The organism is Pulveribacter sp. (genome assembly GCF_032079985.1).
GTDB lineage: Bacteria > Pseudomonadota > Gammaproteobacteria > Burkholderiales > Burkholderiaceae_C > Melaminivora.
On record NZ_DAMATK010000002.1, the window covers coordinates 846,317 to 872,389 of the forward strand.

Consider the following 26,073-nt stretch of genomic DNA (forward strand, 5'->3'; position numbering starts at 1 on the left):
CAGGCTTTGCGCCACTAACGATCGGCAGCTGCCCCTGGGTAGCGACGCCCCGCCGGCGCCCCCGCCGCGCACGCACCTGGCGCCGGGGTGGAAAAGGCAGCCCGCGCTGCCAGCCCGCCCTGCCCGACGGTGCAGCGGCCCACCCTTCACTACCCAGGCAACCAGCCATGAAAATCGCTCAAGAAATCCGCGCCGGCAACGTGATCATGCAGGGCAAGGACCCCATGATCGTCCTGAAGACCGAATACGCCCGCGGCGGCCGCGGCGCCGCCACCGTGCGCATGAAGCTCAAGGGCCTGCTCAACAACATGGGCACGGAAATCGTCTTCAAGGCCGACGACAAGATCGACAACGTCGTGCTGGACAAGAAGGAGTGCACCTACTCCTACTTCGCCGACCCGATGTACGTCTGGATGGACTCCGAATACAACCAGTACGAGGTGGAAGCCAGCAACATGGGCGACGCCATCAGCTACCTGGAAGATGGCATGACCGCCGAAGTGGTGTTCTACGACGGCAAGGCCATCTCGGTCGAGCTGCCCACCAGCGTCGAGCGCGAGATCACCTGGACCGAGCCGGCCGTCAAGGGCGACACCTCGGGCAAGGTGCTCAAGCCTGCCAAGATCGCCACCGGCTTCGAAGTGCCCGTGCCGCTGTTCGTGGACCAGGGCGACAAGATCGAAATCGACACCCGCACCGGCGAGTACCGCAAGCGCGTCTGATCGGGCTTCGGCCTCTCAGCAGCAAAAAGGCTTCCCTCGGGAAGCCTTTTTTCATGGTCTTTTTGCCCTCCAGCGCTTGACTGGCAAGCGCTGGCAGCTATCAAAACAGAAGCGCGCCAGTCAGACCGGCAGGCCCACCAGGTCGTGGCCCTGCGTGCCGACGATGCGGGCGCGAACGAACTCGCCGGCCTTGTAGGTCTTGCTGGCCTTCTCGGGCGGCAGCAGGTGCACCACGCCGTCGATCTCGGGTGCGTCGGCATAGGTGCGGGCTACGCCGCCCTTCTTGCCCAGGCCGACGGCCTTGTCGGCCAGCACCTGCATGGTGCTGCCCACGCGCTGCTGCAGGCGGGCGGTGGAGACCTCCTCGGCCACCGCCATGAAGCGCGCGCGGCGCTCCTCGCGCAGCTGCACGGGCAGCATGCCGGGCAGCTGGTTGGCCACGGCGCCCTGCACGTCGCTGTAGGCAAAGCAGCCGGCGCGGTCGATCCGCGCCTCGCGCACGAAATCCAGCAGGTGCTGGAATTCTTCTTCCGTCTCGCCCGGAAAGCCGGCGATGAAGGTGCTGCGGATGACCAGCTGCGGGCAGGCCTCGCGCCAGCGCTGGATGCGCTCCAGGTTCTTCTCGCCGCTGGCCGGGCGCTTCATGCGCTTGAGCACGTCGGGGTGGCTGTGCTGCAGCGGCACGTCCAGGTAGGGCAGCACCAGGCCCTCGTTCATCAGCGGAATCAGCTCGTCCACGCTGGGGTAGGGGTAGACGTAGTGCAGCCGCACCCAGGCGCCGTGGGGCTTAGCCAGCTCGCCCAGGGCCTGCACCAGCTCGTACAGGCGCGTGCGCACCGGCTTGCCGTCCCAGAAACCCGTGCGGTACTTCACGTCCACGCCGTACGCGGACGTGTCCTGGCTGACCACCAGCAGCTCCTTGACACCACCCTCGAACAACGCGCGCGCCTCCTTGAGCACGTCACCGATGGGCCGCGAGACCAGGTCGCCGCGCATGGACGGGATGATGCAGAAGGTGCAGCGGTGGTTGCAGCCCTCGCTGATCTTGAGATAGGCGTAGTGGCGCGGCGTGAGCTTGATGCCGGCCTCGCCGAAGGCGCCGGGCACGAGGTCGATGAACGGGTCGTGCGGCTTGGGCAGATGGCGGTGCACCACGTCCATCACCTCCTGCGCGGCGTGCGGGCCGGTTACGGCCAGCACGCTGGGGTGCACGTCCTGGATCAGCGTGCCGCCCTCCTTGCCCGCCTTGGCGCCCAGGCAGCCGGTGACGATGACGCGGCCGTTGCCGGCCAGGGCCTCGCCGATGGTGTCCAGGCTTTCCTTGACGGCATCGTCGATGAAGCCGCAGGTGTTGACGATGACCAGGTCCGCGCCCTCGAAGGACTTGGAGGTGCGGTAGCCCTCGGCCGACAGCTGGGTGAGGATGAGTTCGGAGTCGGTAAGGTTTTTCGGGCAGCCCAGGCTGGCGAAGGCGATCTTGGGCGCCTGCTCGGCAGTGGGGTGGGTAGGGGCGTGTGCTTCGCTCATCGCCCGCATTTTCCCAGGTTGCGCCCGGGCGGCGCTGCCGTGCGGCTTCTGCCCGGGCTTTTCTCAGCGCTTTTTCAGGCCGAACGCCTCCAGCATCTGCTCGGTCTGGCGCTGCATGTGCTCGTTCATCTGGGCGAAGGCGTTTTGCGACTGCTCTGCGTAGCTGCCCATCCAATTTTTCATGAGCGGCGAGTTCAGCTGCATGAACTGGGCCCACTTGTCCGGCGACATCCCCTGCGCCTGCTCGGCCAGGCGGGCCTGGGCCTCGCTGAACATCTGCACGTTCTTCTCCAGGTAGGCCCCCATGAAGCCCTGCATGGCGTGCCCGTAGAAGCGGATGATGTTGGCCAGCGCCGCCTCGCTGAACATGGGCGCGCCGCCGGCTTCTTCCTCCAGGATGATCTGCAGCAGGATGCTGCGCGTGAGGTCGTCGCCGGTCTTGGCGTCGCGCACCATCACGGGCTCGCCGTCGATGACCAGCTGCTTGACCTCGGCCAGCGTGATGTAGGTGGAGGTGTTGGTGTCGTACAGGCGCCGGTTGGGGTACTTCTTGATGATGCGCTCGCGCGGTGCGGCGGCGCCAGCGCTCGGGTCCTGGCTGGGGTCGGGGGTTTTTTCTGGCACCGGGGAATCCTCGCTGAGTCCGGCGGCGCGGGCCGCCGGGGTTTCGTATTGCAGTGCAGCAGATTCTAGGCAGCGCCCCCCGCCGCGGCGGCAGGAATACCCTACATGGAAGCCGCTGCCCGCGCCGCCTGGTCGTACATGCCCGAGAGCATGCGCAGCAGGCGCGCCAGCTCGCCGATGTCGCGGTTCAGGTCGTCGTGCGCATGCAGCGCGTCGATCAGGCAGGCCTCGCGGATGGCGCGGTAGCGCTCCACGTGGGCGCGGCCGGCCTCGGTGGGGGCATAGGTGACCTCCTTGCCGTTCTTGCTGGCGACCACCACGCCCAAAGCCTGCAGCTTCTTGAGCGAGTAGTTAACCACGTGGGTGTCCTCCACGTTCATGATGAAGCAGATGTCGGCCAGGCGCTTGTCGCGGGCGCGGTGCGTGACATGGTGCAACACCACCACGTCCAGCGGCGTCAGGTCGCGCAGCCCGGCGGCGGCCATGCAGTGCACCACCCAGCGGTGGAAGGCGTTGCCGGCCACGATCAGGCCGAACTCGAACTCGCTCATCTCCGCGCTGTGGGTGGACACCAGGTGCGAGGAGGAGACGATGGGCGCACGCGTCTCGCCGGCGGACGGGGCGGTCCGGCGGGCGGGTTTGGCGTTCTTGCCGGCTGCATTCATGGTCCGTCTCCCATGGAGTTGCGTGCCGGCATGCTAAGGCAGCAGCTCACAGGCATTCCTCTCCTTGTGACGATTTGCCAGCATTTTGTTGACATTCAGGTGAATCACCTAGGGCCAGGGCACCGGTGCACCGCTACATTGAACGGGCCCTGACCCCGGGCTGACGGACGACACCCACCTCACGGAGACACGAGATGCAGCGACGATATCTTGCAGCCCTGGCCGTTGCGCTAGCCGGCGCCTTCAGCACCCCCGCCCTGCTGGCGCAGACCAAGTGGGACATGGCCGCCGCCTACCCGGCGACCAACTTCCACACCGAGAACATGGCGCAGTTCATCAGCGACGTGGACAAGGCCTCGGGCGGCAAGCTCAAGATCACGCTGCATGCCAATGCCGCGCTGTTCAAGGCACCGGAGATCAAGCGCGCCGTGCAGGGCGGACAGGCGCAGCTGGGCGAGATTTTGCTGGTCAACTTCCAGAACGAGTGGCAGATCTTCGGCGTGGACGGCCTGCCCTTCCTGGCGGACAGCTACGACGCCTCCATGAAGCTGTACCAGGCGCAAAAGCCCTACCTGGAGAAAAAGCTCGCCGACCAGGGCATGGTGCTGCTGTACGCCGTGGCCTGGCCGCCGCAGGGCATCTACACCAAGAAGCCGGTCGAGACGGCCGCCGACTTGAAGGGCATCAAATGGCGCGCCTACAGCCCGGCCACCGCGCGCATCGCGGAACTGGTGGGCGCCCAGCCCGTGACGGTGCAGGCGGCGGAGTTCTCGCAGGCGCTGGCCACAGGCGTGGTGGAGTCGACCATGACCTCTGGCGCCACCGGCGTGGACAGCAAGCTCTACGAGCACCTGAAGTACTACTACGACACCCAGGCCTGGCTGCCCAAGAACGCCGTCATCATGAACAAGAAGGCCTTCGACGCGCTGGACAAACCCACCCAGGACGCAGTGCTCAAGGCCGCCGCCGAGGCCGAAAAGCGCGGCTGGACCGCCAGCCGCCGCGTGAACGACGACACCCTCGCCAAGCTCAAGGCCGAGGGCATGCAAGTGCTGCCTCCCAGCGCCCAGCTGAAGGCCGACATGGCCAAGGTGGGCGAAACCATGCTCAAGGAATGGCTGGACAAGGCCGGTCCCGACGGCAAGGCGCTGGTGGACGCCTACCGCAAGCAGTAAGCGCCAGCCGTCCCGACGATGCGCCGCCTGCTTGATCAGCTGTATGACAGCACCGCCTTTCTTGCCGCCGTATGCATGGTGGCGCTGCTGGGGGCAGTGCTGCTGTCCATCGCCGGGCGGCAGCTCAACTTCCACATCTCGGGCATCGACGCCTACGCCGGCTACCTGATGGCCGGCGCGGGTTTCCTCGCCCTGGCGCACACGCTCAAGCGCGGCGAGCACATTCGCGTCACGCTGGTGATCAGCAGCCTGCGCGGGCCCTGGCGCCGGGCGCTGGAGCTGTTCGCGCTGGCGCTGGGCACCCTGCTGGCGCTGCTGTTCGCCTGGTACAGCATCCGCCTGGCCTGGCAGTCGCACGAGTTCAACGACATCTCTACCGGCAACGACGCCACGCCGCTGTGGCTGCCGCAGCTGTGCATGGCGCTGGGCGCGGCCGTGATGGCTATCGCCTGCCTGGACGAGCTGGTGCTGGAGATGCGGGGCCGCCGCGTCCAGCCCCAGCCCGGCGAGGCGCTGCGCAACGAATAAAGCGGCCTGCCCACGGCAGGACCCAAAGACAACCAGAAAGAACCGTCCGCATGAGCGACCTCGCCATCACCGGCCTGCTGATCGCATCGCTGTTCCTGATCCTGGCCAGCGGCGTCTGGATCGGCCTGACCCTGTCGGGCGTGGCCTGGATCGGCATGCAGTTGTTCTCGTCGCGCCCGGCGGGCGACGCCATGGCGGTGACCATCTGGGGTTCGTCGTCGAGCTGGACGCTCACCGCCCTGCCCCTGTTCATCTGGATGGGCGAAATTCTGTTTCGCACCCGGCTGTCGCAGGACATGTTCCGGGGCCTGGCACCCTGGGTGCAGTCCTTGCCCGGGCGGCTGCTGCACACCAACGTGGTGGGCTGCACCATCTTCGCCGCCGTCTCCGGCTCCAGCGCAGCCACCTGCGCCACCATCGGCAAGATGACGCTGCCCGAGCTGACCCGCCGCGGCTACCCGGCCCACATGGTGGTCGGCACCCTGGCCGGGGCCAGCACGCTGGGCCTCTTGATTCCGCCGTCCATCATCATGATCGTCTACGGCGTGACGGCCGAGGTGTCCATCAGCCAGCTGTTCATCGCCGGCGTGCTGCCGGGCGTGCTGCTGGCGGCGCTGTTTTCCGGCTACATCATGCTGTGGGCGCTGCGCCATCCGGATCAGGTACCGCAGGCCGAGAACCGCATGTCGTTCATGCAAAAGCTCTCCGAGTCGCGCGCGCTGATCCCCGTGGTGCTGCTGATCGCCGCGGTGCTGGGTTCCATCTACACCGGACTGGCCACGGCCACGGAGGCCGCCGCCGTGGGCGTGGTCGGCTCGCTCGTGCTGTCGGCGGTGCAGGGCTCGCTGAACTGGGGAAGCTTTCGCGAATCGCTCATGGGCGCCACGCGGCTGTACTGCATGATCGCCCTGATCCTGGCCGGCGCCGCCTTCCTGACGCTGTCCATGGGCTACATCGGCCTGCCGCGGCACCTGGCGGAGTGGATCGCCTCGCTGGGCCTCACGCGTGCGCAGCTCATCGCGGCGCTGGCGGTGTTCTACATCGTGCTGGGGTGCTTTCTGGACGGCATCTCCATGGTGGTGTTGACCATGGGTGTGGTCATGCCCACCGTGCAGGCCGCCGGCATCGACCCGATCTGGTTCGGCATCTTCGTGGTGCTGGTGGTGGAGATGGCGCAGATCACGCCACCCGTGGGCTTCAACCTGTTCGTGCTGCAGGGCATGACGGGCCGCCACCTGCCCTGGATCGCCAAGGTGACCCTGCCCATGTTCCTGTTGATGTGCGTGGCGGTGACGCTGATCTACCTCTTCCCCGGCATCGCCACCTGGCTGCCGCAGCAGATGACCGTGCGCTGAGCCGGCACGCCCGCCACCCTCCTCTTCCTACAATCGCAGCCCATGCTGCAAGTTGCCGCCATCTGCATAGGCGCCTGCGCCGGCGCCCTGGCGCGCTGGCGCCTGGCGTTGTGGCTGAACACGCCCGGTGCCTTGCTGCCCTGGGGCACGCTGGCGGCCAACTTGGCCGGCGGCTACCTGGTCGGCCTGGCCCTGGCCCTGCTGCAGGCACTGCCGCAGCTGGACCCAGTGTGGCGGTTGATGGCCATAACCGGCTTTCTGGGGGCGCTGACCACCTTCTCCACCTTCTCGGCCGAGGTGCTGGGCCTGCTGCTGCAGGGCCGGCTGGGCCTGGCGCTCCTGGTGACGCTGCTGCACGTGGCAGGCTCGCTGATGGCGGCCTGGGCCGGGCTGCACAGTGGCGCCTGGCTCTTGCGCAGCCTTTGACCACTACCATTTTCATAGCTGCCACCGCTTGTCCAACAAGCGCTGGAGGCCGATTTCATTAAGATAACCCCATGGACGCCAATACCCAACTGCAGGACAGCCGCCTGGCCCACGCCTGGTCCGAGCTGCACAACTACGCCGTTTCCGGCAACCCGCTGCACGCCGATTCCTACCGCCTGGCCTTCGCCGACCCGGAATTCCTGCTGCGCCGCGAGACGCGCGGCATTCGCTTTCAGCTGGAGCTGCTCAAGCCCGACCTGGGCCAGACCGCCCAGGGTGTGGAAAACACCATCGTGGTGTATGGCAGCGCGCGCTTTCTCGCGCCCGAGGACGCCCAGCGCCTGCTGGAAGACGCGCGCGCCAGCGGCGACGAGCAGCGCATTGCCCTGGCCGAGCGCGCCGTGCGCAACGCCACCTACTACGACGCCGCCCGCCGCTTCGCCGCGCTGGTGGCCACCTTCAGCGAGGCGCGTCCTCTGCCTGAGCGCATGTACATCTGCACCGGCGGCGGCCCGGGCATCATGGAGGCCGCCAACCGCGGCGCCCATGAGGTCGGCGCGCCCAACGTGGGGCTGAACATCACGCTGCCGCACGAGCAAAGCGGCAACCGCTACATCACGCCGTCGCTGTCGTACAAGTTCCACTACTTCGCGATGCGCAAGATGCACTTCATGATGCGCGCCAAGGCGCTGGTGGTCTTCCCCGGCGGCTTCGGCACCATGGACGAGCTGTTCGAGGTGTTGACCCTGGTGCAGACCACCAAGGCCAAGCCCGTGCCCATCGTGCTGTTCGGCAGCGCCTTTTGGCGCGCGCTCATCAACTTCGATGTGATGCTGGAGCATGGCACCATCTCGCCGGCCGATCTGGAGCTGTTCCACATCACCGACGACCCGGCCGAGGCCTGGGACATCATCCGCACCTTCTACGGGCTGTAGAAAAAGCCGGCTTCAGGCCCGCAGCCGCAGGGCCATGCGCGAGCCCACGCCCACCAGGGCACCCACCACCCAGAACAGCCCACTCACGCCGATCACCGTACCCACGCTGCCAAACAGCAGCGGCATGGCGACGCTGGAGCCGTTGATGGCCATCACGCGCAAGCCCAGGGCCTCGCCGTGGCGGTGCGGCGGCGTGATCTGGTGCAGCAGGCTCATGACCATGGGCTGCACCGAACCCAGCGCCAGCCCCAGCAGCACCGAGCACGCACCCATCAGCAGCGCCGTGGGCATGAGCGGGTAGGCGCCGAACAGCACCGCCGCGGCCAGCATGGCGCCTGCCACCACGCTGGCCTCGCGCAGGTGCTTGGCTACCAGCGGGATCAGCACCCGCACCACGGCGGCGGCCACGGCGAAGGCCCCCAGGATGGTGCCGATGACGGAGGCCGACAGCCCGCGCTCGTGCCCCAGCAGCGGCACGACGAAGGTGTGCACGTCCCAGCACGAGGACAGCAGCCAGTTCACCAGCAGCAGCCGGCGAAAGCGCTCGTCGGCCAGCAGGTCCCAGGCGCTGGCGCGCGGCCCGCCCACCGGCGCCAGCACCGGCGGCAGCTCCTGCGTGCGGCGCACCAGCAGCCAGGTGAACAGCGGAAACAGCGCCATCAGCGCGAACGACGCGCGAAAGCCCGTCAGGCTGCCGGCCTCGCTGCCCGCATGGTCGATCAGCAGGCCGGCGCTGAACGGGCCGATGAAGTTGGAGACGGCCGGCCCGATGGCCAGCCAGCTGAACAGGCTGCGCAGCTGCGTGGCGTCGTGCGCGGCGCGGCCCACGTGGCGCTGCAGCGCGATGGTCGCCACCCCGGTGGCCCCGCCCGTGAGCAGTGCGCCCACGCACAGCATCGCGAACACCGGCAGCGCCAGCGCCGCAGCGGCGCCCAGGCTGGCGGCCACCACGGCCAGGCGCACCGGGCGCTTCAGGCCGTGGCGGTCGGCGTAGCGCCCGGCCGGCAGCGCCAGGAACACCTGGGACAGCGCGAACAGCGCCAGCAAAAAGCCCACCGCCGCCGGCCCATAGCCCTCGCGCAGGGCCAGCAGCGGCGCGGCCATGCGCAGGCCGGTCATGGCCGCGTGGATGCAGACCTGCGCCGCGATCAGCCGCGCCAGCGTGCGCAGTGTGGCGGGCTCGTCTTCCGTGGCCCCTGCCGGCGCCGGCGGCGGCGCCGTCATGCGGCGCCGCCTGGCGCCTGGTCACCCACCTCGTCGCCGGATTCGATCTCCAGCTCTTCCTGCGCCAGCGCGGCGGCGGCAGCAGCAGCGACGGCACCGTCGGCCTGCGGCGCGGGCAGCTCCTGCACGTCGCGCAGGCGGCGCTGGATGGCGCGCGTGCGCACGCCCACCTGCTCGAACTTCTTGGCCGCCGCGTCGATGGACTTGCGCGTGGCCTCCACCACGTCGCCGAACTTGGCGAACTCGGTCTTGACCTGGCCCAGCACGCCCCACACCTCGGAGGAGCGCTTCTCGATGGCCAGGGTCTTGAAGCCCATCTGCAGGCTATTGAGCATGGCCGCCAGGTTGGCCGGGCCGGTGATCATCACCCGGCACTCGTTTTGCACCGCCTCCACCAGGCCGGGCCGGCGCATGACCTCCGCGAACAGCCCCTCGGTGGGCAGGTACAGCACGGCGAAGTCGGTGGTGTAGGGCGGCGAGACGTACTTGGCCGAGATCTTGCGCGCCTCGAGGCGAATCGAGGTTTCGAAGGCATTGCCGGCCGACAGCAGCAGCGCCTTGTCGGCCGCGTCGTGCGCGTCCAGCAGGCGCTGGTAATGCTCCACCGGGTATTTGGAGTCGATGGGCAGCCATACCGGCTGCTCGTCCAGGCGGCCCGGCAGGCGGATGGCAAACTCCACCAGGTCCTCGCTGCCGGGCATGGTCTTGACGTTCTTGGCGTACTGCTCGGGCGTGAGTACGTTGTCGATGATCATGCCCAGCTGCAGCTCGCCCCAGGTGCCGCGCGTCTTCACGTTGGTCATGACGCGCTTCAAGTCGCCCACGCTGCCGGCCAGGGTCTGCATCTCGCCCAGGCCCTTGTGCACCTGCTCCAGCCGATCGCTGACCAGCTTGAAGGATTCGCCCAGGCGCTGCTCCAGCGTGGACTGCAGTTTCTCGTCCACCGTGCGGCGCATCTCCTCCAGCCGCACGGCGTTGTCGCTCTGGATGGCGGCCAGGCGCTCGTTGAGCGCGCCGCGCAGGGCTTCTGCGCTTTGCTGGCTGCTGGCGGCCAGCTCGCCCAGCTGGCGCGTGTTGCCGGCCAGCTGCTCCTTGAGCGCCAGCGCCATGGCCGACAGCTGGGTGTGGATGTCGCCCTTGAGCGAATCCAGCGTGCTGTGCGTGGACAGGCTTAAAGCATCGAAACGCTCCTGGATGCGCTGGCCGAAGAGTTGCGTGCTCTCGCCGATGGCCTCGCGCGACTTGGTGCTGCCGTCGGTCAGGGTGCGCGTGGTCTGCGCTAGCTCAGCGCGAAAGGACGCCAGCGCCTCCGACAGCTCCTTGCGGCCGGCGGCGGCGTCCTGGCGGGCCTGCGCCAGGCGCTCGTCCAGCAGCGACTGCGTGGCCTGGGCGAAGCCGCGCAGCTGCTGGTCCATGGCGGCCAGGGCGCCGTCGTTGCGCGCCACGGCCAGCTGGGTGGACTGCACGGCTGCTTCCAGGCTCCTCAGCTGCTGCAGCCATTCGGGAGGCAGCTGCACGCGCGCCGGGCGCAGCAGCAGCGCACCCAAAAGCAGGGCGATCAGCACCAGCAAGGCCAGTGCGGCGATCATTTCAAGGGCCATATGGGACTACTGTTTTGATAGCTTCCAGCGCTTGCCCAGCAAGGGCTGGAGGCCGTTTTTGCTTGCAATTATGGGGCCACCGCATTCACCGGCGTGAGGGCGCCGCGCCCGTCAAAGAAGGCGATCAGGTTGTCAGCTGCCAGGTTGGCCATGGCCAGGCGCGTGGCCACGGTGGCGCTGGCGATGTGCGGGGTGAGCACCACGTTGGGCACCTCCAGCAGCGCCGGGTGCACGCTGGGCTCACCCTCGAACACGTCCAGCCCGGCGGCGGCGATGCGCCGGTCCTTCAGCGCCTGGGCCAGCGCCGCGTCGTCGACGATGCCGCCGCGCGCGATGTTGATCAGCGTGGCCGTGGGCTTCATCTGTGCCAGCTCGGCCGCGCCGATGGAGTGGTGCGACTCGGGCGTGTAGGGCAGCACCAGCACCAGGTGGTCGGCGCGCGCCAGCAGCTCGTCCTTGGAGACGTATTGCGCCTTGCACTCGGCCTCCAGCTCGGGCGACAGGCGCGAACGGTTGTGGTAGATGACCTGCATGCCGAAGCCGTGCGCACCGCGCCGGGCCACGCCCTGGCCGATGCGACCCATGCCCAGGATGCCCAGGGTGCTGCCGTGCGCTTCGCTGCCGGCGAACATGTCATAGCTCCAGTTCTTCCACAGGCCGGCGCGCAGGTAATGCTCGGCTTCCGCCATGCGCCGGGCCGTGGCCATCAGCAGCGCAAAGCCGAAGTCGGCCGTGGTCTCGGTCAGCACGTCCGGCGTGTTGGTGCCCTGCACGCCGGCGGCCGTCATGGCGGCCACGTCGAAGTTGTTGTAACCCACGGCCATGTTGGCCACCACCTTCAGGCGCGGGCACGCGGCCAGGAGCTGCGCGTCGATGCGCTGGCTGCCGGTGGTCAGGGCGCCGTCCTTGTCCTGCAGCTGGGCGGCCAGCTCTTGCGGTGTCCACTGCACGTCGGCGTCGTTGGCCTGCACCTCAAAATGCTGGGACAGGCGCTGCACGACCTCCGGAAAGATCTTCCGGGCGATGAGGATGCGGGGCTTGGTCATGAGGGGGAATGCTCCTGGGCTGGCGGGCATGGCGCTCAGCGCAGCCAGATGAAGGTGATGACGACGAACAGCGGCACCAGGATGCCGACCGACCACAGCATGTAGCCGAAGAAGCTGGGCATCTTCACGCCGCGGTCCTCGGCAATCGCCTTGACCATCAGGTTGGGCGCGTTGCCGATGTAGGTGTTGGCGCCCATGAAGACCGAGCCGGCGGAGATCGCCGCCAGCGTGGCCGCGTGCGTCGTCATCATGGTCACCGGGTCGCCGCCGGCGGTGTTGAAGAACACCAGGTAGGTCGGCGCGTTGTCCAGGAAGGACGACAGCAGGCCCGAGGCCCAGAAGTACATGGCCGGGTCGGGCGAGCCATCGGCGCGCGTGACGGCGGACACGATGGCGCCGAAGGGCCCGTCCACGCCCGCCTTGAGCATGGCGATGACGGGGATGATGGTCAGGAAGATGCCGGCGAACAGCTTGGCCACCTCCTGCATGGGGCCCCAGTTGAACTGGTTGTCCTCGTGCACCTGGCGCGGCGTGAGGGCCAGCGACACCAGCGTGACCAGGACCAGCCCGGCGTCGCGCACCAGGCCCGGCAGGCCCACGGCGGTGCCGGCCACGTCCCATTGCACATCGGACTTCCACACGCCGCTCATCAGCACCAGCCCGACCACCACGGCCAGCAGCAGGAAGTTCACCTTGCCGTCGAAGCCGAAGCGGGCCGGCGGCGTGTCGGGCGTGGGGTCGACGGCCAGGCGCTCGCCGGGCTGGCGCCAGAACCAGCTGTCCAGCAGGAAGAACAGCACCAGCAGCACGCTCACCAGGAACAGCGTCTCCATCCAGATGTGCTGCATCGTCCAGAAGAAGTCCACGCCCTTGAGGAAGCCAAGGAACAACGGCGGGTCCCCCAGCGGCGTGAGCGAGCCGCCGGCGTTGGAGACGATGAAGATGAAGAACACCACCACGTGGGTGATGTGCTTGCGTCCGTCGTTGGCGCGGATCAGCGGGCGGATCAGCAGCATGGACGCGCCGGTCGTGCCCATGAAGCTGGCCAGCACCGCGCCGATGGCCAGCAGCCCGGCGTTCAGCGCCGCGCTGCCCTGCAGGTTGCCGCGGATGTAGATGCCGCCGGCCACGGTGAACAGTGCCCCCAGCAAGATGACGAAGGGCAGGTATTCGGCCAGCAGCGCATGCACGAAGCCGGCCCCCGCGGCCGCCGGCCCGAAGGCGGCGGCAAACGGCACGAGGAAGGCCAGGGACCACGCAGCCGTCACCTTGCCAAAGTGGTGGTGCCAGAAGTGCGGCGCCAGCAGCGGCAGCAGCGCGATCGACAGCAGCACACCGGCAAAAGGCACGCCCCACAGCACGGACAGGCGGGCGCCGTCAATGTCCGCGGCCGCGGCCAGGGCGGGCGCCAGGAAGAACGCGGACAGGGCCAGCGCGCGCAGGGGCTTCATGGATTTCATCTCCTTGGATCTCTCTCTGGTCGTTGTCCTGCCACCGCCCGGCCAGCGTGCGGCTGCAGGACGCTCACGCGCCTTCAGGCACGGATGGAATCTCGAACACCTGGCGCAGGTAGGCCAGGTATTTCTCGTCGTCGCACATGTTCTTGCCGGGCGCGTCCGACACCTTGGCCACCGGCTGGCCGTTGCAGCGCGTCATTTTGATGACGATCTGCAGCGGCTCGTAGCCCAGATCGTTGGTCAGGTTGGTGCCGATGCCGAAGGCCAGCTGGCACCGGCCATGGAACTGGCGATGCAGCTCCACGATGCGCGGCACCGTCAGGCCGTCGCTGAAGATCAGCGTCTTGGTGCGCGGGTCCACGCGGTTGTCGCGCAGGTGCTGCAGCATGCGCTCGCCCCAGGCGAACGGATCGCCCGAATCGTGGCGCGCACCGTCGAACAGCTTGCAGAAATACAGGTCGAAGTCGCGCAAAAAGGCGTTCATGCCGTACACGTCGGACAGCGCGATGCCGAGGTCGCCGCGGTATTCCTTGGCCCATACCTCGAAGCCAAAGACCTGCGTGTCGCGCAGGCGCGGGCCCAGCGCCTGGCAGGCCTGCAGGTATTCGTGCGCCATGGTGCCCAGGGGGGTCAGGCCCAGCTTCATGGCGAACAGCACGTTGCTGGTGCCGGCCAGCTGTTCGGGCGCGCGGGCGCGCAGCACGTGCAGGATTTCCTCGTGCCAGGCGCGCGAAAAGCGCCGGCGCGTGCCGTAATCGGCAATCTTCAGGCCTTCCAGGCCGGTCTGCTGCAGCTGCGCCATCTTCTCGTCCAGCCGGCGGCGGCCCTCCAGGTAGTCCGGCACGTTGTGCAGATGGCGGAAGTACACCTCGTTGACGATGGACAGCACCGGAATCTCGAACAGGATGGTGTGCAGCCAGGGCCCGGCGATGGTGATGTCGATCTCGCCCGAGGGCAGCGCGCTCACGCGGATGTACTTCTCGTTGAGGCGAAACAGCCCCAGGAAGTCCACGAAATCGCTTTTGATGAAGCGCAGCGAGCGCAGGTAGCTCAACTCCGCGTCCTGGAAGGACAGGCTGCACAGCGCGCGGATCTCGTCGCGGATCTCGCTCACGCAGGTCGCCAGCTGCACGCCGGGGTTGCGGCACTTGAAGCGGTACTCCACCTGCGCGCCGGGAAACTGATGCAGCACCACCTGCATCATGGTGAACTTGTACAGGTCGGTGTCGAGCAGGCTGGTGATGATCATGGAAGCAGACGCGGCGGCGCACCGGAGACGAGAACGCGCGCGGGAGAAAAAGAAAGGCACGAGGCTGGCGGCAGCGGCCCCGATTGTTGCACCAACGCCGCGACCCGTCCTGCGGGCACTAGCGAGGCGCCGGGGGCATCTGCAGGGCCTGAAGCACCTGCAAAAGGCGCTCTGGCAGCGGCCGCGGGCGGCGTTCCTGCCGGTCCACGTAGACATGGATGAAGTGGCCGCAGGCGGCGCTCAGGGCCTCGCCCTGGGCGAACAGGCCGACCTCGTAGCGCACGCTGCTGGTGCCCAGGCGCGCCACGCGCAGGCCGGCCTCCACCGTCTGCGGAAAGGCCAGCGGTGCGAAATAGTTGCACTGTGTCTCTATCACCAGGCCAATGGTGTCGCCGCCGTGGATGTCCAGCGCGCCCTGCTCTATCAGGTGGCCGTTCACCGCGGTATCGAACCACGAGTAGTAAACGACGTTGTTGACGTGGCCGTAGATGTCGTTGTCGGCCCAGCGCGAGCCGATGGTGCGAAAGGCGGCATAGGACGAGCGGTGCTGCGGCGCGGGCCGGGCTTGGCGGCCGTCCTGGGCGCTGGCGGATTGCGGAGCGTTCATGGGCGAACGATTGTGCCAGCCAGGCCGGCGCCCGGCCGCGGTACCGTTCAAACCTTGTTACGAAGTAAATTGCTGCACTGCAACAAAATTCTTGCAAGTTCGCCTCAGCATTGTAGAATTCGCCTTATGCTGCACTGCAACATGAGCAAGTGCCTTAGGGCCGGACAGCGCAGCCATCTCAACCCCGCCTCTTTTCGGGGGCATCTCACAGGAGAGAAGACATGACACTGACCCAAGACCAACTGCTCGCTTCCCACAAGGCCAACCTGGAAACCCTGTTCGGCCTGACCAGCAAGGCTTTCGAAGGCATGGAAAAGCTTGTGGAACTGAATGTGGCCGCCTCGCGCGCCGCTCTGACCGAAGCCGCGACCCACACCCAGGCCGTGCTGTCCGCCAAGGACGTGCAGCAGCTGCTGGCCCTGCAGGCCAGCCAGTTCCAGCCCCTGGCCGAAAAGGCCGTGGCCTACAGCCGCCACCTGTACGAGATCGCTTCGGGCACCGGCACCGAGTTCGGCAAGGCTTTTGAAGCGCAGGCTGCCCAGGTCCAGCAGAACGTCAGCAACTTCGTGGACACCGCCGTCAAGAATGCTCCCGCCGGCTCGGAGACTTCGGTTGCCGTGATCAAGAGCGCCGTCTCCGCCGCCAACAACGCTTTTGAGTCGGTGCAAAAAGCCGTCAAGCAGGCCAGCGACGTTGCCGAAGCCAACTTCAACGCCATGGCCACCAGCGCCAGCCGCGCCACGGCCGAAGTGGCCAGCACGCAACGCAAGCGCTGATCGCTGGACAATTCACAGGGTTTACCCGTATAATTGCACCTACCTGATCTGGCTCGCCAGATCCTCCAGTTGTCTCCTTGGATCCTCTCGAAACTCCGTTTCTGGATCCTTTCAAGCCCAGTCCTTGACTGGGCTTTTTTTTGCCCATTTTTTGCCTGCAGAGAGTCCCGCTCAGGCACCGGCTTTTTTGGGAACGATTCTCGTTTGCCTTATCATCCCGACGTTTCTATTTCGCAGAAAGAACCCCGGCCCATGTCCATCCGCCTCAAGACCCTGCTGCTCACCTGCGTCCTGGCTGCCGCCGGCACGGCCAGTGCGCAGGAGGAAAAGGTGCTCAACCTCTACTCCGCCCGCCACTACGCCACGGACGAGGCGCTGTACGAAGGCTTCACCAAGACCACCGGCATCAAGATCAACCGTGTGGACTCGGACGACGCCGGCATCATGGCGCGCCTGAAGGCCGAAGGCGCGGCCTCGCCCGCCGATGTCATCCTGCTGGTGGATGCCGCGCGCTTCTACCGCGGCGAGGTCGAGGGCCTGTTTCTGCCTGTGCGCTCGAAGCTGCTGGAAGACGTCATCCCGGCCAACCTGCGCGCCCAGCCGGCGCCGGATGGCGGCATCGCCTGGTTCGGCCTCTCCACGCGGGCCCGCGTCATCGTCTACAACAAGGCCAAGGTCAAGCCCGAGGACGTGGACACCTATGAAGAGCTGGGCGACCCCAAGAACCGCGACCGCCTGTGCATCCGCTCTGGCTCGCACCCCTACAACCTGAGCCTGTTCGGCGCCGTCATGGAGCACATGGGCGAGCAAAAGACCCAGGCCTGGCTCAAGGGCATGGTGGACAACATGGCACGCTGGCCCAAGGGCGGCGATACCGACCAGATCAAGGCCGTGGCCACGGGTGAGTGCGAAGTGGCCGTCACCAACAGCTACTACCTGGCGCGCATCATGCGTTCCGACAAGGCTGACGACAAAGCCATCATGCAGAAGGTGGGCGTGGTGTTCCCCAACCAGGAATCCTGGGGCACGCACCTGAACATCGCCGGTGGCGGCGTGGCGCGCCACGCCAAGCACAAGGACAATGCCGTCAAGTTCCTGGAATACCTCGCCAGCCCCGAGGCGCAGAACTACTTCGCCAACGCCAACAACGAGTGGCCTGCCGCCAAGGGCGTAGAACTGGAAAACCCGGCGCTGAAGGCAATGACGGGCGGCAAGCCCTTCAAGGCGGAAACCATCCCGATCGGCGCGGTAGGCGCCAACCAGGTCAAGGTGCAGCAAATGCTGGACCGCGTGGGCTTCCGCTGATCACCTACCCTGCTCTCCCAGATGCCCGGCTCTGCCGGGCATTTTTTTACCCATGCGTCGGTGATAATTGACGTTTACGTCAACGGCACCACAGGAGACAGCCACATGGACATCAAAGGCAAGGTATTCATCGTTACGGGCGGCGCATCCGGCCTGGGAGAAGGCACGGCACGCATGCTGGCGCAGGCCGGCGGCACGGTGGTCATCGCCGACATGCAGGCAGACAAGGGCGAGGCCGTGGCGCGCGAAATCGGTGGTGCCTTTGTGCGCTGCGACGTGAGCAGCGAGACCGACGGTCAGGCCGTGGTGGCCAAGGCCGTGTCGCTGGGCAAGCTGATGGGCCTGGTGAACTGCGCCGGCATTGCCCCGGCCGAGAAGACCGTGGGCAAGAACGGCGCCCACGCTCTGGCCACCTTCAGCAAGACCATCACGGTCAACCTGGTGGGCAGCTTCAACATGATCCGCCTGGCCGCCGAGGCCATGAGCAAGAACGAGCCCGAGGCCACAGGCGAGCGCGGCGTGATGATCTCCACCGCCAGCGTGGCTGCCTACGACGGGCAGATCGGCCAGGCGGCGTACGCGGCCTCCAAGGGCGGCGTGGTCGGCATGACGCTGCCCATCGCCCGTGACCTGGCACGCAACGGCATCCGCAACATGACCATCGCCCCCGGCATCTTCGGCACGCCCATGCTGTTCGGCATGCCGCAGGAGGTGCAGGACGCGCTGGCCGCTGGCGTGCCCTTCCCCAGCCGCCTGGGCACGCCCGAGGACTATGCCAAGCTGGTGCGTCACATCTTCGAGAACGACATGCTCAATGGCGAAGTGATCCGCCTGGACGGCGCCATCCGTCTGGCACCGAAGTGATATCGTTTCGATAGCACCTAACGCTTGACACGCCTGCGTTGCAGGCGTTTTTCATGCGCAATGCACAAGCACCAAACAAAACGGGCCACATCGTGCGATGTGGCCCGTTTGCTTGGAACCTATGGCGGAGTGGACGGGACTCGAACCCGCGACCCCCGGCGTGACAGGCCGGTATTCTAACCGACTGAACTACCACTCCGCGTCGGAGCTGCTTTGCGACTCAAATGAGTCCAAGTGCAGCCAAACTTGGCGACCCTACGGGGATTCGAACCCCGGTACCTACCGTGAAAGGGTAGTGTCCTAGGCCTCTAGACGATAGGGTCAAAACCTAAGAACTTGCGTTCAAAACAACCAGTGGTGGAGGTAAACGGGATCGAACCGATGACCTCTTGCATGCCATGCAAGCGCTCTCCCAGCTGAGCTATACCCCCGAAAACTTTGGCGGAGTGGACGGGACTCGAACCCGCGACCCCCGGCGTGACAGGCCGGTATTCTAACCGACTGAACTACCACTCCGCGTCGGAGCTGCTTTGCGACTCAAATGAGTCCAAGTGCAGCCAAACTTGGCGACCCTACGGGGATTCGAACCCCGGTACCTACCGTGAAAGGGTAGTGTCCTAGGCCTCTAGACGATAGGGTCAAAACCTAAGAACTTGCGTTCAAAACAACCAGTGGTGGAGGTAAACGGGATCGAACCGATGACCTCTTGCATGCCATGCAAGCGCTCTCCCAGCTGAGCTATACCCCCACTTAGATGATGTGACTCGTTTTCACTTGCCCGTCATCTGCTGAGCCTCGAATTATAGACAGGTTTTCAGAGGCTTTTCAAACGCGCGAGGATTTTTTCGCGGCCCAGCAGTTCCAGCACTGCATCCACCGACGGCGTGTGGGCCGTTCCCAGGGTCAACACGCGCACGGGCATGGCCAGCTGCGGCATCTTGGCGCCCTGCTCTTTCAGCACCTGCTTGATGGCGGCGGCGATCGACTCGCGATCCCACTGCACCGTTGCGATGGCGGCGGCGAAGGCCTGCAGCAGCGGGGCCGGGGCCTCCGTTAGGTGCTTGGCGGCGTCCTCGGGATTGCGCTCGATGGCGTCCACATAGAACAGCCGCACCCAGCCGGCCAAATCCACCAGGGTTTCGCAGCGGTCCTTGAACAGCGCGCAGATGCGGGGCAGGCGGTCGTCTTGGTCGAGCTGCTCGGCGCTCACACCGACCTGCAGCACGAAGGGGCGCACCAGCGCAGCCAGCTCGGCGTCGTCCAGGGCCTTCAAGTGCTGGGCGTTGACCCAGCGCAGCTTGGCCTCGTCAAACTGGCCGGCGCTGCGTCCCAGATGGTCCAGGCCAAACCATTCGAGGAATTGCGCGCGCGAGAAGATCTCGTCGTCGCCATGGCTCCAGCCCAGGCGGGCCAAATAGTTGACCATGGCGTCGGGCAGGTAGCCCTCGTCGCGGTACTGCGTGACGGCCTTGGCGCCATTGCGCTTGCTCATCTTCTCGCCCTGCTCGTTCAGCACGGTGGGCAGGTGGGCGAAGACCGGCACCTGCGCGCCCAGCGCTTCGAAGATGTGGATCTGGCGCGGCGTGTTGTTCACATGGTCGTCGCCACGGATGACGTGGGTGATGCCCATGTCGATGTCGTCCACGCAGACGCAGAAGTTGTACGTGGGCGTGCCGTCCGGGCGGGCGATGACCAGGTCGTCCAGCTCGCTGTTCTGGAACTCGATGCGGCCCTTGCACTTGTCGTCCCAGGCAACCACGCCACCCTGCGGCGTCTTGAAGCGCAGCACGGGCTTGACGCCCTCAGGGATGGGAGGCAGCACCTTGCCCGGCTCGGGCCGCCAGGTGCCGTCGTAGCGGGGCTTTTCCTTGGCGGCGGTTTGGCGCTCGCGCAGGGCGTCGAGTTCTTCCACGCTCATGTAGCAGGGATAGACGTGGCCGCTGGCTTGCAGCCGGGACAGCACTTCCTTGTAGCGGTCCATGCGCTGCATCTGGAAGAACGGACCTTCGTCGATGTCCAGCTGCAGCCACTGCATGCCTTCCAGGATCACGTCCACGGCGGCCTGGGTGGAGCGCTCCAGGTCGGTGTCCTCGATGCGCAGGATGAAGGTGCCGCCCTGCGAGCGCGCGAACGCCCAGGGGTACAGCGCCGAGCGGATGTTGCCCAGGTGGATGAAGCCCGTCGGCGACGGGGCGAAACGGGTGCGTACTTTGGTGTTCGTAGTCATGCGAGGGTGTCCAGTCCGCGGAGCAAATCCGCCTTCAGGTCGTCCAGGTGCTCCAGGCCCACGGAGATGCGGATCAGCCCCTGCCCGATGCCGGCAGCCTGGCGCTGCTCCTCGCTCAGGCGCCCGTGCGAGGTGCTGGCCGGGTGGGTGATGGTGGTCTTCACGTCGCCCAGGTTGGCGGTGATGGAGCACACGCGGGTGCTGTCGATGACGTGGAAGGCGTTGGCGCGCAGCTGCTCTGCCCCCTGCCCGACCACGTCGAACGCCAGCACCGGCCCGCCCAGCCCGCCCTGCTGGCGCATGGCGAGCTGGTGCTGCGGGTGGCTGGCCAGGCCCGAGTAATGCACGCGGGCGACCTTGGGATGCTGCTCCAGCCACCCGGCCAGCTCCAGCGCCGCAGCGCTTTGCGTGCGCACGCGCAGGCCCAGCGTCTCCAAGCCCTTGAGCACCACCCAGGCGTTGAACGGCGACAGATTCAGTCCCGCGCTGCGCATGAAGGTGCCCATGACCTTGTCCACCAGCGCCCGCGTGCCGCAGACGGCCCCGGACATGACGCGGCCCTGGCCCTCCAGGATCTTGGTGCCGGAATAGACCACCAGGTCGGCGCCCAGCAGCGCCGGGCGCTGCAGCACTGGCGAGCAAAAGCTGTTGTCCACCGCCAGCAGGATGCCGCGGGCGTGCGCAATGTTCGCTAGCGCGGCGATGTCGCACAGGTCGCCCAGCGGGTTGGTGGGCGTTTCGGCAAACAGCAGGCGCGTGTTGGGGCGGATGGCTGCTTCCCAGGCCTGCACGTCGGTCTGCGAGACGAAGGTCGTCTCCACTCCGAAGCGCGCCATCTCGCTGCCCAGCAGCTTCAGCGTGGAGCCGAACATGGACTGCGAGGCCACCACGTGGTCGCCGCTCTTGAGCACGGTGAGCGCCATCAGCAGGATAGCGGACATGCCGGTGCCCGTGGCCACGGCGCATTCCGTGCCCTCCATGGCGGCCAGGCGGCGCTCGAAGCTGGCGACCGTGGGGTTGGCGGTGCGGGTGTAGGTGTAGCCCGGCTCCTCGTTGGCGAAGCGGCGCGCGGCGCTGGCGCAGTCGGTCTGCACGAAGCTGCTGGTCAGGTAGAGCGCCTCGCTGTGCTCGCCGAAGTGGCTGCGGGCGACGGCCTCGCGCACGGCCAGGGTCTCGGGGTGCAGGCCCTCCGGCAGGGTGGATTCGGTCACGGTGGTGATCCTTGCATCAAAAACAATAGCTGCTTGTGCTTGATTGGTGAGGCTTTCAATGTAATTTCATATTGAAGCCCCTACAAATCAAGCGCCAGCTGCTCACTTTTCAGGAGCGCCACGCCGCCTCAGGCGACGTCCGCATTGGGCAGGGACAGGCGCGAAGTGTCCTGCTCATCCTCGTCACCGCCGCGGTTGCGCCCGGCGTTCAGCGCCGCCACGTCCTCATCGGAGATGTCGCCCGTGATGTAGCGGCCGTCGAAGCACGAGGCTTCGAAGCCCTGCACCTGCGGGTTGATGCGGCCCACGGCCTGCTTCATGGCCTCCACGTCCTGGTAGATCAGCGCGTCGGCGCCGATCCACTGGCGGATCTCCTCGACCGTGCGGCCGTGGGCGATCAGCTCCTCGGAGGTAGGCATGTCGATGCCGTACACGTTGGGGTAGCGTACGGGTGGCGCGGCGGAGGCGAGGTAGACCTTCGTGGCGCCGGCGTCGCGCGCCATCTGCACGATCTCCTTGGATGTCGTGCCGCGCACGATGGAATCGTCCACCAGCAGCACACGCTTGCCCTTGAATTCGCTGGCGATGGCGTTGAGCTTCTGGCGCACCGACTTCTTGCGCGTGGACTGCCCCGGCATGATGAAGGTGCGGCCCACGTAGCGGTTCTTCACGAAGCCCTCGCGGTACGGAATGCCCAGCAGCTGCGCCAGCTGCATGGCACTGGGGCGGCTGGATTCGGGCACCGGAATGATGGCGTCGATCTCGCTGGGCGGCACGGTGGAGACCACGCGCTTGGCCAGCGTCTCGCCCATGTTCAGGCGCGCCTGGTAGACCGAGATGCCGTCCATGACCGAGTCCGGCCGGGCCAGGTAGACGTATTCGAACATGCACGGCACCAGCTGGCTGGCGGCAGCGCACTGCTGGGTCTCGATGCGGCCATCGGGGTGCACGAAGATCGCCTCGCCTGGCGCCACGTCGCGCTCCAGATGGTGCAGCGTGCCCTCCAGGGCCACCGATTCGCTGGCCAGCATCACGGTGTTGCCGGGCCCGCGGCCCAGGCACAGCGGGCGGATGCCGAAGGGGTCGCGGAAGGCCAGCAGGCCGTAGCCGGCGATCAGGGCCACCACGGCGTAGGAGCCCTTCACGCGCTGGTGCACGGCGCGCACGGCGGCGAAGACGTCCTCGCTTTGCAACGGCGCGCCCCGGCTGGCGCGGGCCAGCTCGTGCGCCAGCACGTTCAGCAGCACCTCGGAGTCGCTCTCGGTGTTGGTGTGGCGGTGGTCGGTCTCGGCCAGTTCGCGGCGCAGCTGGCGTGCATTGGTCAGGTTGCCGTTGTGCACCATGACGATGCCGAACGGTGCGTTCACGTAAAACGGCTGGGCCTCTTCCTCGCTGGCGGCGTTGCCGGCCGTGGGGTAGCGCACCTGGCCCAGGCCCAGGCTGCCGGGCAGCGCCCGCATGTTGCGCGTGCGGAACACGTCGCGCACCATGCCCTTGGCCTTGTGCATGAAGAACTTGCGCCCTTCCTGGGTGACGATGCCGGCCGCGTCCTGGCCGCGGTGCTGCAGCAGCAGCAGCGCGTCGTAGATGAGCTGGTTCACGGGGTTGGCGCTGACCACGCCGACGATTCCACACATAGATGTTTCTCGCGCTGAAGTGAGAGTGTTGTGTTGCCAAAGGACCGCTTGTGGCCGCCCCGAATAAATTGTCCGCCTCGCCGCCTGCGCTACCAGGCCGGCACATGCCTTCCCATCGCCTGCGGCAGCGCCGGCTGCAGGCCTTGCAGGGCCAGCTGCAGCAGCGGCGCGCCCTGCGACTGGCGCCACCAGGGCGCGTCGCCCAGCTGCATCCAGCCCACCACCAGCGTCGCCGCCAGCAGCAGCACCAGGCCGCGCAGCACGCCGAACAGCGCGCCCAGCGCCCGGTCCGCCGGCCGCAGGCCCACGGCGTCGATCAGCTTCTTGATCAGCCAGGCCAGCAGCGAGCAGGCGAACACCGCCCCGACGAACACCAGCGCGAAGCCGGCCACGTGCCGCCAGGCCGCGTCCGGCTCGCCCATGGGCAGCCAGGCGCCGACGTCGGCCGCGAACCACTGCGCCGCAAAGAACGCCACCACCCAGCCGGCCAGCGACAGCAGCTCGAACACCAGCCCGCGCCACGCGCCGACGAGCAGCGAAGCGCCCAGCACCGCCACGAAGATCCAGTCCAGCGCCGCCATGGGCCGTCGTCGTTGTGCGTGTGCGTGAAAAAAGCCGCGTGGCGCGCGCGCCTACAGGGCCAGCACCGCGCCGGCCAGGCCGGCGCCCTTCACGCGCTCGGCCGCCTTGTCGGCCTCGGCGCGGCTGGCAAACGGCCCCACGCGCACGCGGGTGCGGCGCCCGTCCTTGGTGTCCACCGCCTGGGTATAGGTCTTCAGGCCCGAGCGCTCGAGCTTCTCGCGCACTTCGCGCGCCTTGTCGGCGTCGGCAAAGGCGCCCACCTGCACGATGAAGCGGCCGGCGGCCTCGACTGCCGGCGCGGCAGCGGCGGCCGGCGCTGTGGGCTGGCGCCCTTCGAGCAGCGCGCGGGCACGGGCCGCGTCATCGCTGCGTGCGGCGGGCTTGGGTTCGGCCTTAGGTTCGGGTTTGGGCTCAGGCTTGGGTTCCGGCTTCGGCTCGGCCTTGGGCTGCGGCTTGGGCTCAGGCTTCGCTTCCGGCTTGGGCTCGGGCTTGGACGTGGGTGCCGACTCTGAGGCGGCAGCGGGCTTGGGCGGGATGGCGGGCAGGAATTCCTCGCCCTCGCCCAGGCTGGCCGACGGGGCCTCGCGCGTCGCTGGCGCGGCCGGGTCTGCCGGTGCGGCCTGCGCCTCTTGCGGCACCACCAGAGGCGCGACCTTGTTGCGGTCGGGAATGTCGATGGCCACGTTCACCGGGATGGGGCGTGGCTGGGAGTCGAACAGCAGCGGAAAGCCCACCACGCCGGCCAGCACCAGCACGGCCGCCCCGATCAGGCGGTGGCGAGCGCGCCGACGCATGTCCTCCAGGCTCTCGGCCTGGGAGGTGCGTGAGGCGGAGGACGAGGAGGTGCGCTTGGCCGGCTTGGCCTTGTCGGCCGGGGCCTCGGGCTTGCCGGGCCAGCGGAACTTGAAAAATGCCATGGACAGGGAGAGAGGGACTTAAGAGCGTATCGACGATCTAAGCCCCCAGGTGCTTGGCCTGCAGGCGGGGCACCCCCTGCTGGAGCACGCCACCCACCGTATAGAAGGAGCCAAAGACCACGATTCTATCAGCCGGGACCGCCACTTCCATGGCGGCGGCCAGCGCCTGCAGCGGGCTGGCGTGAGTGCTGGTGGGCACCTCGCGCTTGGCGCCGGCGGCAATCTGCAGGGCGCCCCAGCGCTGCTGCAGCTGCTGCGCCTTCAGGGCGCGGGGCGTGTCCAGGTCGGTGAAGTACCAGCGGTCGATCAGCGGACCAACCTTGGCCAGCATGGGCCCCAGGTCCTTGTCCGCCATGGCGCCGAAGATGGCGTGCGTGGTGGGGAAGTAGCCCATGGCGTCCAGGTTGGCCGTAAGGGCCGCCACCGAATGCGGGTTGTGTGCCACGTCCAGTACCAGCGCGGGCTGGCCCGGCACGATCTGGAAGCGCCCGGGCAGCTCCACCAGCGCCAGGCCGGCGCGCACCGCCTGCGCGGTAATCGGCAGCTGCTCGCGCAGCGCCTCCAGCGCGGCCAGCGCGCCCGACGCGTTGAGCAGCTGGTTGGCTCCGCGCAGCGCCGGGTAGGCCAGGCCGGCGTAGCGCCGCCCGCGCCCGGCCCAGGCCCACTGCTGCTTGTCGCCGGTGTAGTTGAAATCCTGGCCGAAGCGCCACAGGTCGGCGCCGATCTCGCGGGCGCGGTCGATCACGCTGGCGGGCGGCACGGGGTCGCTGACGACCACCGGGCGGCCGGTGCGCATGATGCCGGCCTTTTCGCGGCCGATGCTCTCGCGGTCGGGGCCGAGGAACTCCACGTGGTCCACGTCCACGCTGGTGATCACGGCGCAGTCGGCGTCGATGACGTTGGTCGCGTCCAGCCGCCCGCCCAAGCCGACCTCCAGGATGGCCACGTCCAGCGGCGCCTGTCTCATCAGGCGCAGGATGGCCAGGGTGGTGAACTCGAAGTAGGTCAGCGAGACCTGGTCGCCGCCCTGCGTGCGGGCGCGCTCCACGGCCTCGAAATGCGGCGCCAGGGCGTCGGCGGACACGATCTCGCCGTGGATGCGGCAGCGCTCCTCGAAGTGCACCAGGTGCGGCGAGGTATAGACGCCCGGTCGGTAGCCAGCCTGCAGGCAGATGGCCTCCAGCATGGCGCAGGTCGAGCCCTTGCCGTTGGTGCCGGCCACGGTGATGACCGGGCACTTGAAGGCCAGCTGCAGCCGCCGGGCCACCTCGCCCACGCGCTCCAGGCCCATTTCGATGTTCTTGGGGTGCAGCTGCTCGCAGTGGTGCAGCCAGTCGGACAGGGTCTTGGCAGTGGCGGTTTGCATGGCGGGCGTGATTGTCGCCGAGCCGGGCATGGCCCATGATCGGCGGC

Annotated in this window: 24 protein-coding genes and 6 tRNA genes; 9 read left to right on the forward strand and 21 right to left on the reverse strand. The window is 67.4% G+C overall.

What is annotated here, in order from left to right; genetic code table 11:
• The first annotated feature begins 167 nt into the window (after window positions 1–167).
• Entirely contained in the window at window positions 168–722 is a 555-nt protein-coding gene (efp, locus tag RT282_RS10210; protein WP_312305432.1) for an elongation factor P, read from the forward strand.
• A gap of 120 nt (window positions 723–842) precedes the next feature.
• Here efp and rimO read toward each other — a convergent pair whose 3' ends face one another.
• The 3 genes from rimO to RT282_RS10225 form a co-directional block, all read right to left on the reverse strand.
• Entirely contained in the window at window positions 843–2,249 is a 1,407-nt protein-coding gene (rimO, locus tag RT282_RS10215; protein ID WP_313313645.1) for a 30S ribosomal protein S12 methylthiotransferase RimO, read from the reverse strand.
• 63 nt (window positions 2,250–2,312) lie between these two features.
• Window positions 2,313–2,873, reverse strand: coding sequence for a polyhydroxyalkanoate synthesis repressor PhaR (phaR, locus tag RT282_RS10220; protein WP_313313647.1), 561 nt, complete (start codon window positions 2,871–2,873; stop codon window positions 2,313–2,315).
• Window positions 2,874–2,974: 101 nt separating this feature from the next.
• Window positions 2,975–3,538 carry a winged helix DNA-binding protein gene (locus tag RT282_RS10225; RefSeq protein WP_312305427.1) on the reverse strand — a complete coding sequence of 188 codons (564 nt, stop codon included), beginning with the start codon at window positions 3,536–3,538 and terminating at the stop codon, window positions 2,975–2,977.
• 194 nt (window positions 3,539–3,732) lie between these two features.
• Between RT282_RS10225 and RT282_RS10230 the strand changes: the two genes are divergently transcribed.
• From RT282_RS10230 to RT282_RS10250, 5 genes are all read left to right on the forward strand, one after another.
• Window positions 3,733–4,713 carry a TRAP transporter substrate-binding protein gene (locus RT282_RS10230; protein WP_313313650.1) on the forward strand — a complete coding sequence of 327 codons (981 nt, stop codon included), beginning with the start codon at window positions 3,733–3,735 and terminating at the stop codon, window positions 4,711–4,713.
• A gap of 18 nt (window positions 4,714–4,731) precedes the next feature.
• A complete protein-coding gene (locus RT282_RS10235; protein WP_312305422.1) occupies window positions 4,732–5,241 on the forward strand; it encodes a TRAP transporter small permease in 510 nt (169 codons plus the stop codon).
• A gap of 50 nt (window positions 5,242–5,291) precedes the next feature.
• Complete coding sequence (locus RT282_RS10240) at window positions 5,292–6,596, forward strand: TRAP transporter large permease subunit (protein WP_313313652.1); 1,305 nt, start codon at window positions 5,292–5,294, stop codon at window positions 6,594–6,596.
• Between the two features lie 42 nt (window positions 6,597–6,638).
• On the forward strand, window positions 6,639–7,022 hold the full coding sequence (crcB, locus tag RT282_RS10245) for a fluoride efflux transporter CrcB (protein ID WP_313313655.1): 384 nt from the start codon (window positions 6,639–6,641) through the stop codon (window positions 7,020–7,022).
• A 71-nt stretch (window positions 7,023–7,093) separates the two neighbouring features.
• On the forward strand, window positions 7,094–7,957 hold the full coding sequence (locus RT282_RS10250) for a TIGR00730 family Rossman fold protein (RefSeq protein ID WP_312305416.1): 864 nt from the start codon (window positions 7,094–7,096) through the stop codon (window positions 7,955–7,957).
• A gap of 12 nt (window positions 7,958–7,969) precedes the next feature.
• On the opposite strand, the gene RT282_RS10255 is transcribed toward RT282_RS10250, so the two are convergent.
• The 6 genes from RT282_RS10255 to RT282_RS10280 form a co-directional block, all read right to left on the reverse strand.
• On the reverse strand, window positions 7,970–9,181 hold the full coding sequence (locus RT282_RS10255) for an MFS transporter (RefSeq protein ID WP_313313658.1): 1,212 nt from the start codon (window positions 9,179–9,181) through the stop codon (window positions 7,970–7,972).
• Window positions 9,178–10,782 carry a DNA recombination protein RmuC gene (rmuC, locus tag RT282_RS10260; RefSeq protein ID WP_313313660.1) on the reverse strand — a complete coding sequence of 535 codons (1,605 nt, stop codon included), beginning with the start codon at window positions 10,780–10,782 and terminating at the stop codon, window positions 9,178–9,180. The genes RT282_RS10255 and rmuC overlap by 4 nt, the downstream gene beginning before the upstream one ends.
• A 68-nt stretch (window positions 10,783–10,850) precedes the next feature.
• Entirely contained in the window at window positions 10,851–11,828 is a 978-nt protein-coding gene (locus RT282_RS10265) for a D-glycerate dehydrogenase (protein ID WP_313313661.1), read from the reverse strand.
• 35 nt (window positions 11,829–11,863) lie between these two features.
• Window positions 11,864–13,279: a sodium:proton antiporter gene (locus RT282_RS10270; protein ID WP_312305405.1), complete on the reverse strand. Its 1,416-nt coding sequence runs from the start codon at window positions 13,277–13,279 to the stop codon at window positions 11,864–11,866.
• 73 nt (window positions 13,280–13,352) lie between these two features.
• Entirely contained in the window at window positions 13,353–14,534 is a 1,182-nt protein-coding gene (pncB, locus tag RT282_RS10275; protein WP_312305403.1) for a nicotinate phosphoribosyltransferase, read from the reverse strand.
• A gap of 118 nt (window positions 14,535–14,652) precedes the next feature.
• Window positions 14,653–15,141 carry a thioesterase family protein gene (locus RT282_RS10280; protein WP_313084453.1) on the reverse strand — a complete coding sequence of 163 codons (489 nt, stop codon included), beginning with the start codon at window positions 15,139–15,141 and terminating at the stop codon, window positions 14,653–14,655.
• A gap of 221 nt (window positions 15,142–15,362) precedes the next feature.
• Between RT282_RS10280 and RT282_RS10285 the strand changes: the two genes are divergently transcribed.
• The 3 genes from RT282_RS10285 (at window position 15,363) to RT282_RS10295 (ending at window position 18,086) form a co-directional block, all read left to right on the forward strand.
• Window positions 15,363–15,917 carry a phasin family protein gene (locus RT282_RS10285; protein WP_312305398.1) on the forward strand — a complete coding sequence of 185 codons (555 nt, stop codon included), beginning with the start codon at window positions 15,363–15,365 and terminating at the stop codon, window positions 15,915–15,917.
• A 252-nt stretch (window positions 15,918–16,169) separates the two neighbouring features.
• Window positions 16,170–17,222, forward strand: coding sequence for an extracellular solute-binding protein (locus RT282_RS10290; RefSeq protein WP_312305396.1), 1,053 nt, complete (start codon window positions 16,170–16,172; stop codon window positions 17,220–17,222).
• Between the two features lie 105 nt (window positions 17,223–17,327).
• Window positions 17,328–18,086, forward strand: coding sequence for a 3-hydroxyacyl-CoA dehydrogenase (locus tag RT282_RS10295; protein WP_312305395.1), 759 nt, complete (start codon window positions 17,328–17,330; stop codon window positions 18,084–18,086).
• 122 nt (window positions 18,087–18,208) lie between these two features.
• Here the strand turns inward: RT282_RS10295 and RT282_RS10300 are convergent.
• The 12 genes from RT282_RS10300 to folC all read right to left on the reverse strand — a co-directional run bounded on the left by RT282_RS10300 (window position 18,209) and on the right by folC (window position 26,026).
• Window positions 18,209–18,285 (reverse strand) — tRNA-Asp (locus RT282_RS10300).
• A gap of 48 nt (window positions 18,286–18,333) precedes the next feature.
• Window positions 18,334–18,409, reverse strand: a tRNA-Glu gene (locus tag RT282_RS10305).
• 32 nt (window positions 18,410–18,441) lie between these two features.
• Window positions 18,442–18,517: transfer RNA gene (locus tag RT282_RS10310), tRNA-Ala, on the reverse strand.
• Between the two features lie 8 nt (window positions 18,518–18,525).
• Window positions 18,526–18,602, reverse strand: a tRNA-Asp gene (locus RT282_RS10315).
• Between the two features lie 48 nt (window positions 18,603–18,650).
• Window positions 18,651–18,726 (reverse strand) — tRNA-Glu (locus RT282_RS10320).
• Between the two features lie 32 nt (window positions 18,727–18,758).
• Window positions 18,759–18,834, reverse strand: a tRNA-Ala gene (locus RT282_RS10325).
• A 66-nt stretch (window positions 18,835–18,900) separates the two neighbouring features.
• Complete coding sequence (gltX, locus tag RT282_RS10330) at window positions 18,901–20,313, reverse strand: glutamate--tRNA ligase (RefSeq protein ID WP_313313663.1); 1,413 nt, start codon at window positions 20,311–20,313, stop codon at window positions 18,901–18,903.
• The gene (locus RT282_RS10335) at window positions 20,310–21,524 is read right to left on the reverse strand and encodes an O-succinylhomoserine sulfhydrylase (protein WP_313313666.1); all 1,215 of its coding nucleotides are present in this window, start codon (window positions 21,522–21,524) and stop codon (window positions 20,310–20,312) included. The genes gltX and RT282_RS10335 overlap by 4 nt, the downstream gene beginning before the upstream one ends.
• 128 nt (window positions 21,525–21,652) lie before the next feature.
• A complete protein-coding gene (gene purF, locus RT282_RS10340; protein ID WP_312307161.1) occupies window positions 21,653–23,161 on the reverse strand; it encodes an amidophosphoribosyltransferase in 1,509 nt (502 codons plus the stop codon).
• Between the two features lie 89 nt (window positions 23,162–23,250).
• A complete protein-coding gene (locus RT282_RS10345; protein ID WP_313313668.1) occupies window positions 23,251–23,742 on the reverse strand; it encodes a CvpA family protein in 492 nt (163 codons plus the stop codon).
• 51 nt (window positions 23,743–23,793) lie between these two features.
• A complete protein-coding gene (locus RT282_RS10350) occupies window positions 23,794–24,660 on the reverse strand; it encodes an SPOR domain-containing protein (protein ID WP_313313671.1) in 867 nt (288 codons plus the stop codon).
• Window positions 24,661–24,697: 37 nt separating this feature from the next.
• On the reverse strand, window positions 24,698–26,026 hold the full coding sequence (gene folC, locus RT282_RS10355; RefSeq protein ID WP_313313673.1) for a bifunctional tetrahydrofolate synthase/dihydrofolate synthase: 1,329 nt from the start codon (window positions 26,024–26,026) through the stop codon (window positions 24,698–24,700).
• Window positions 26,027–26,073 lie beyond the last annotated feature (47 nt).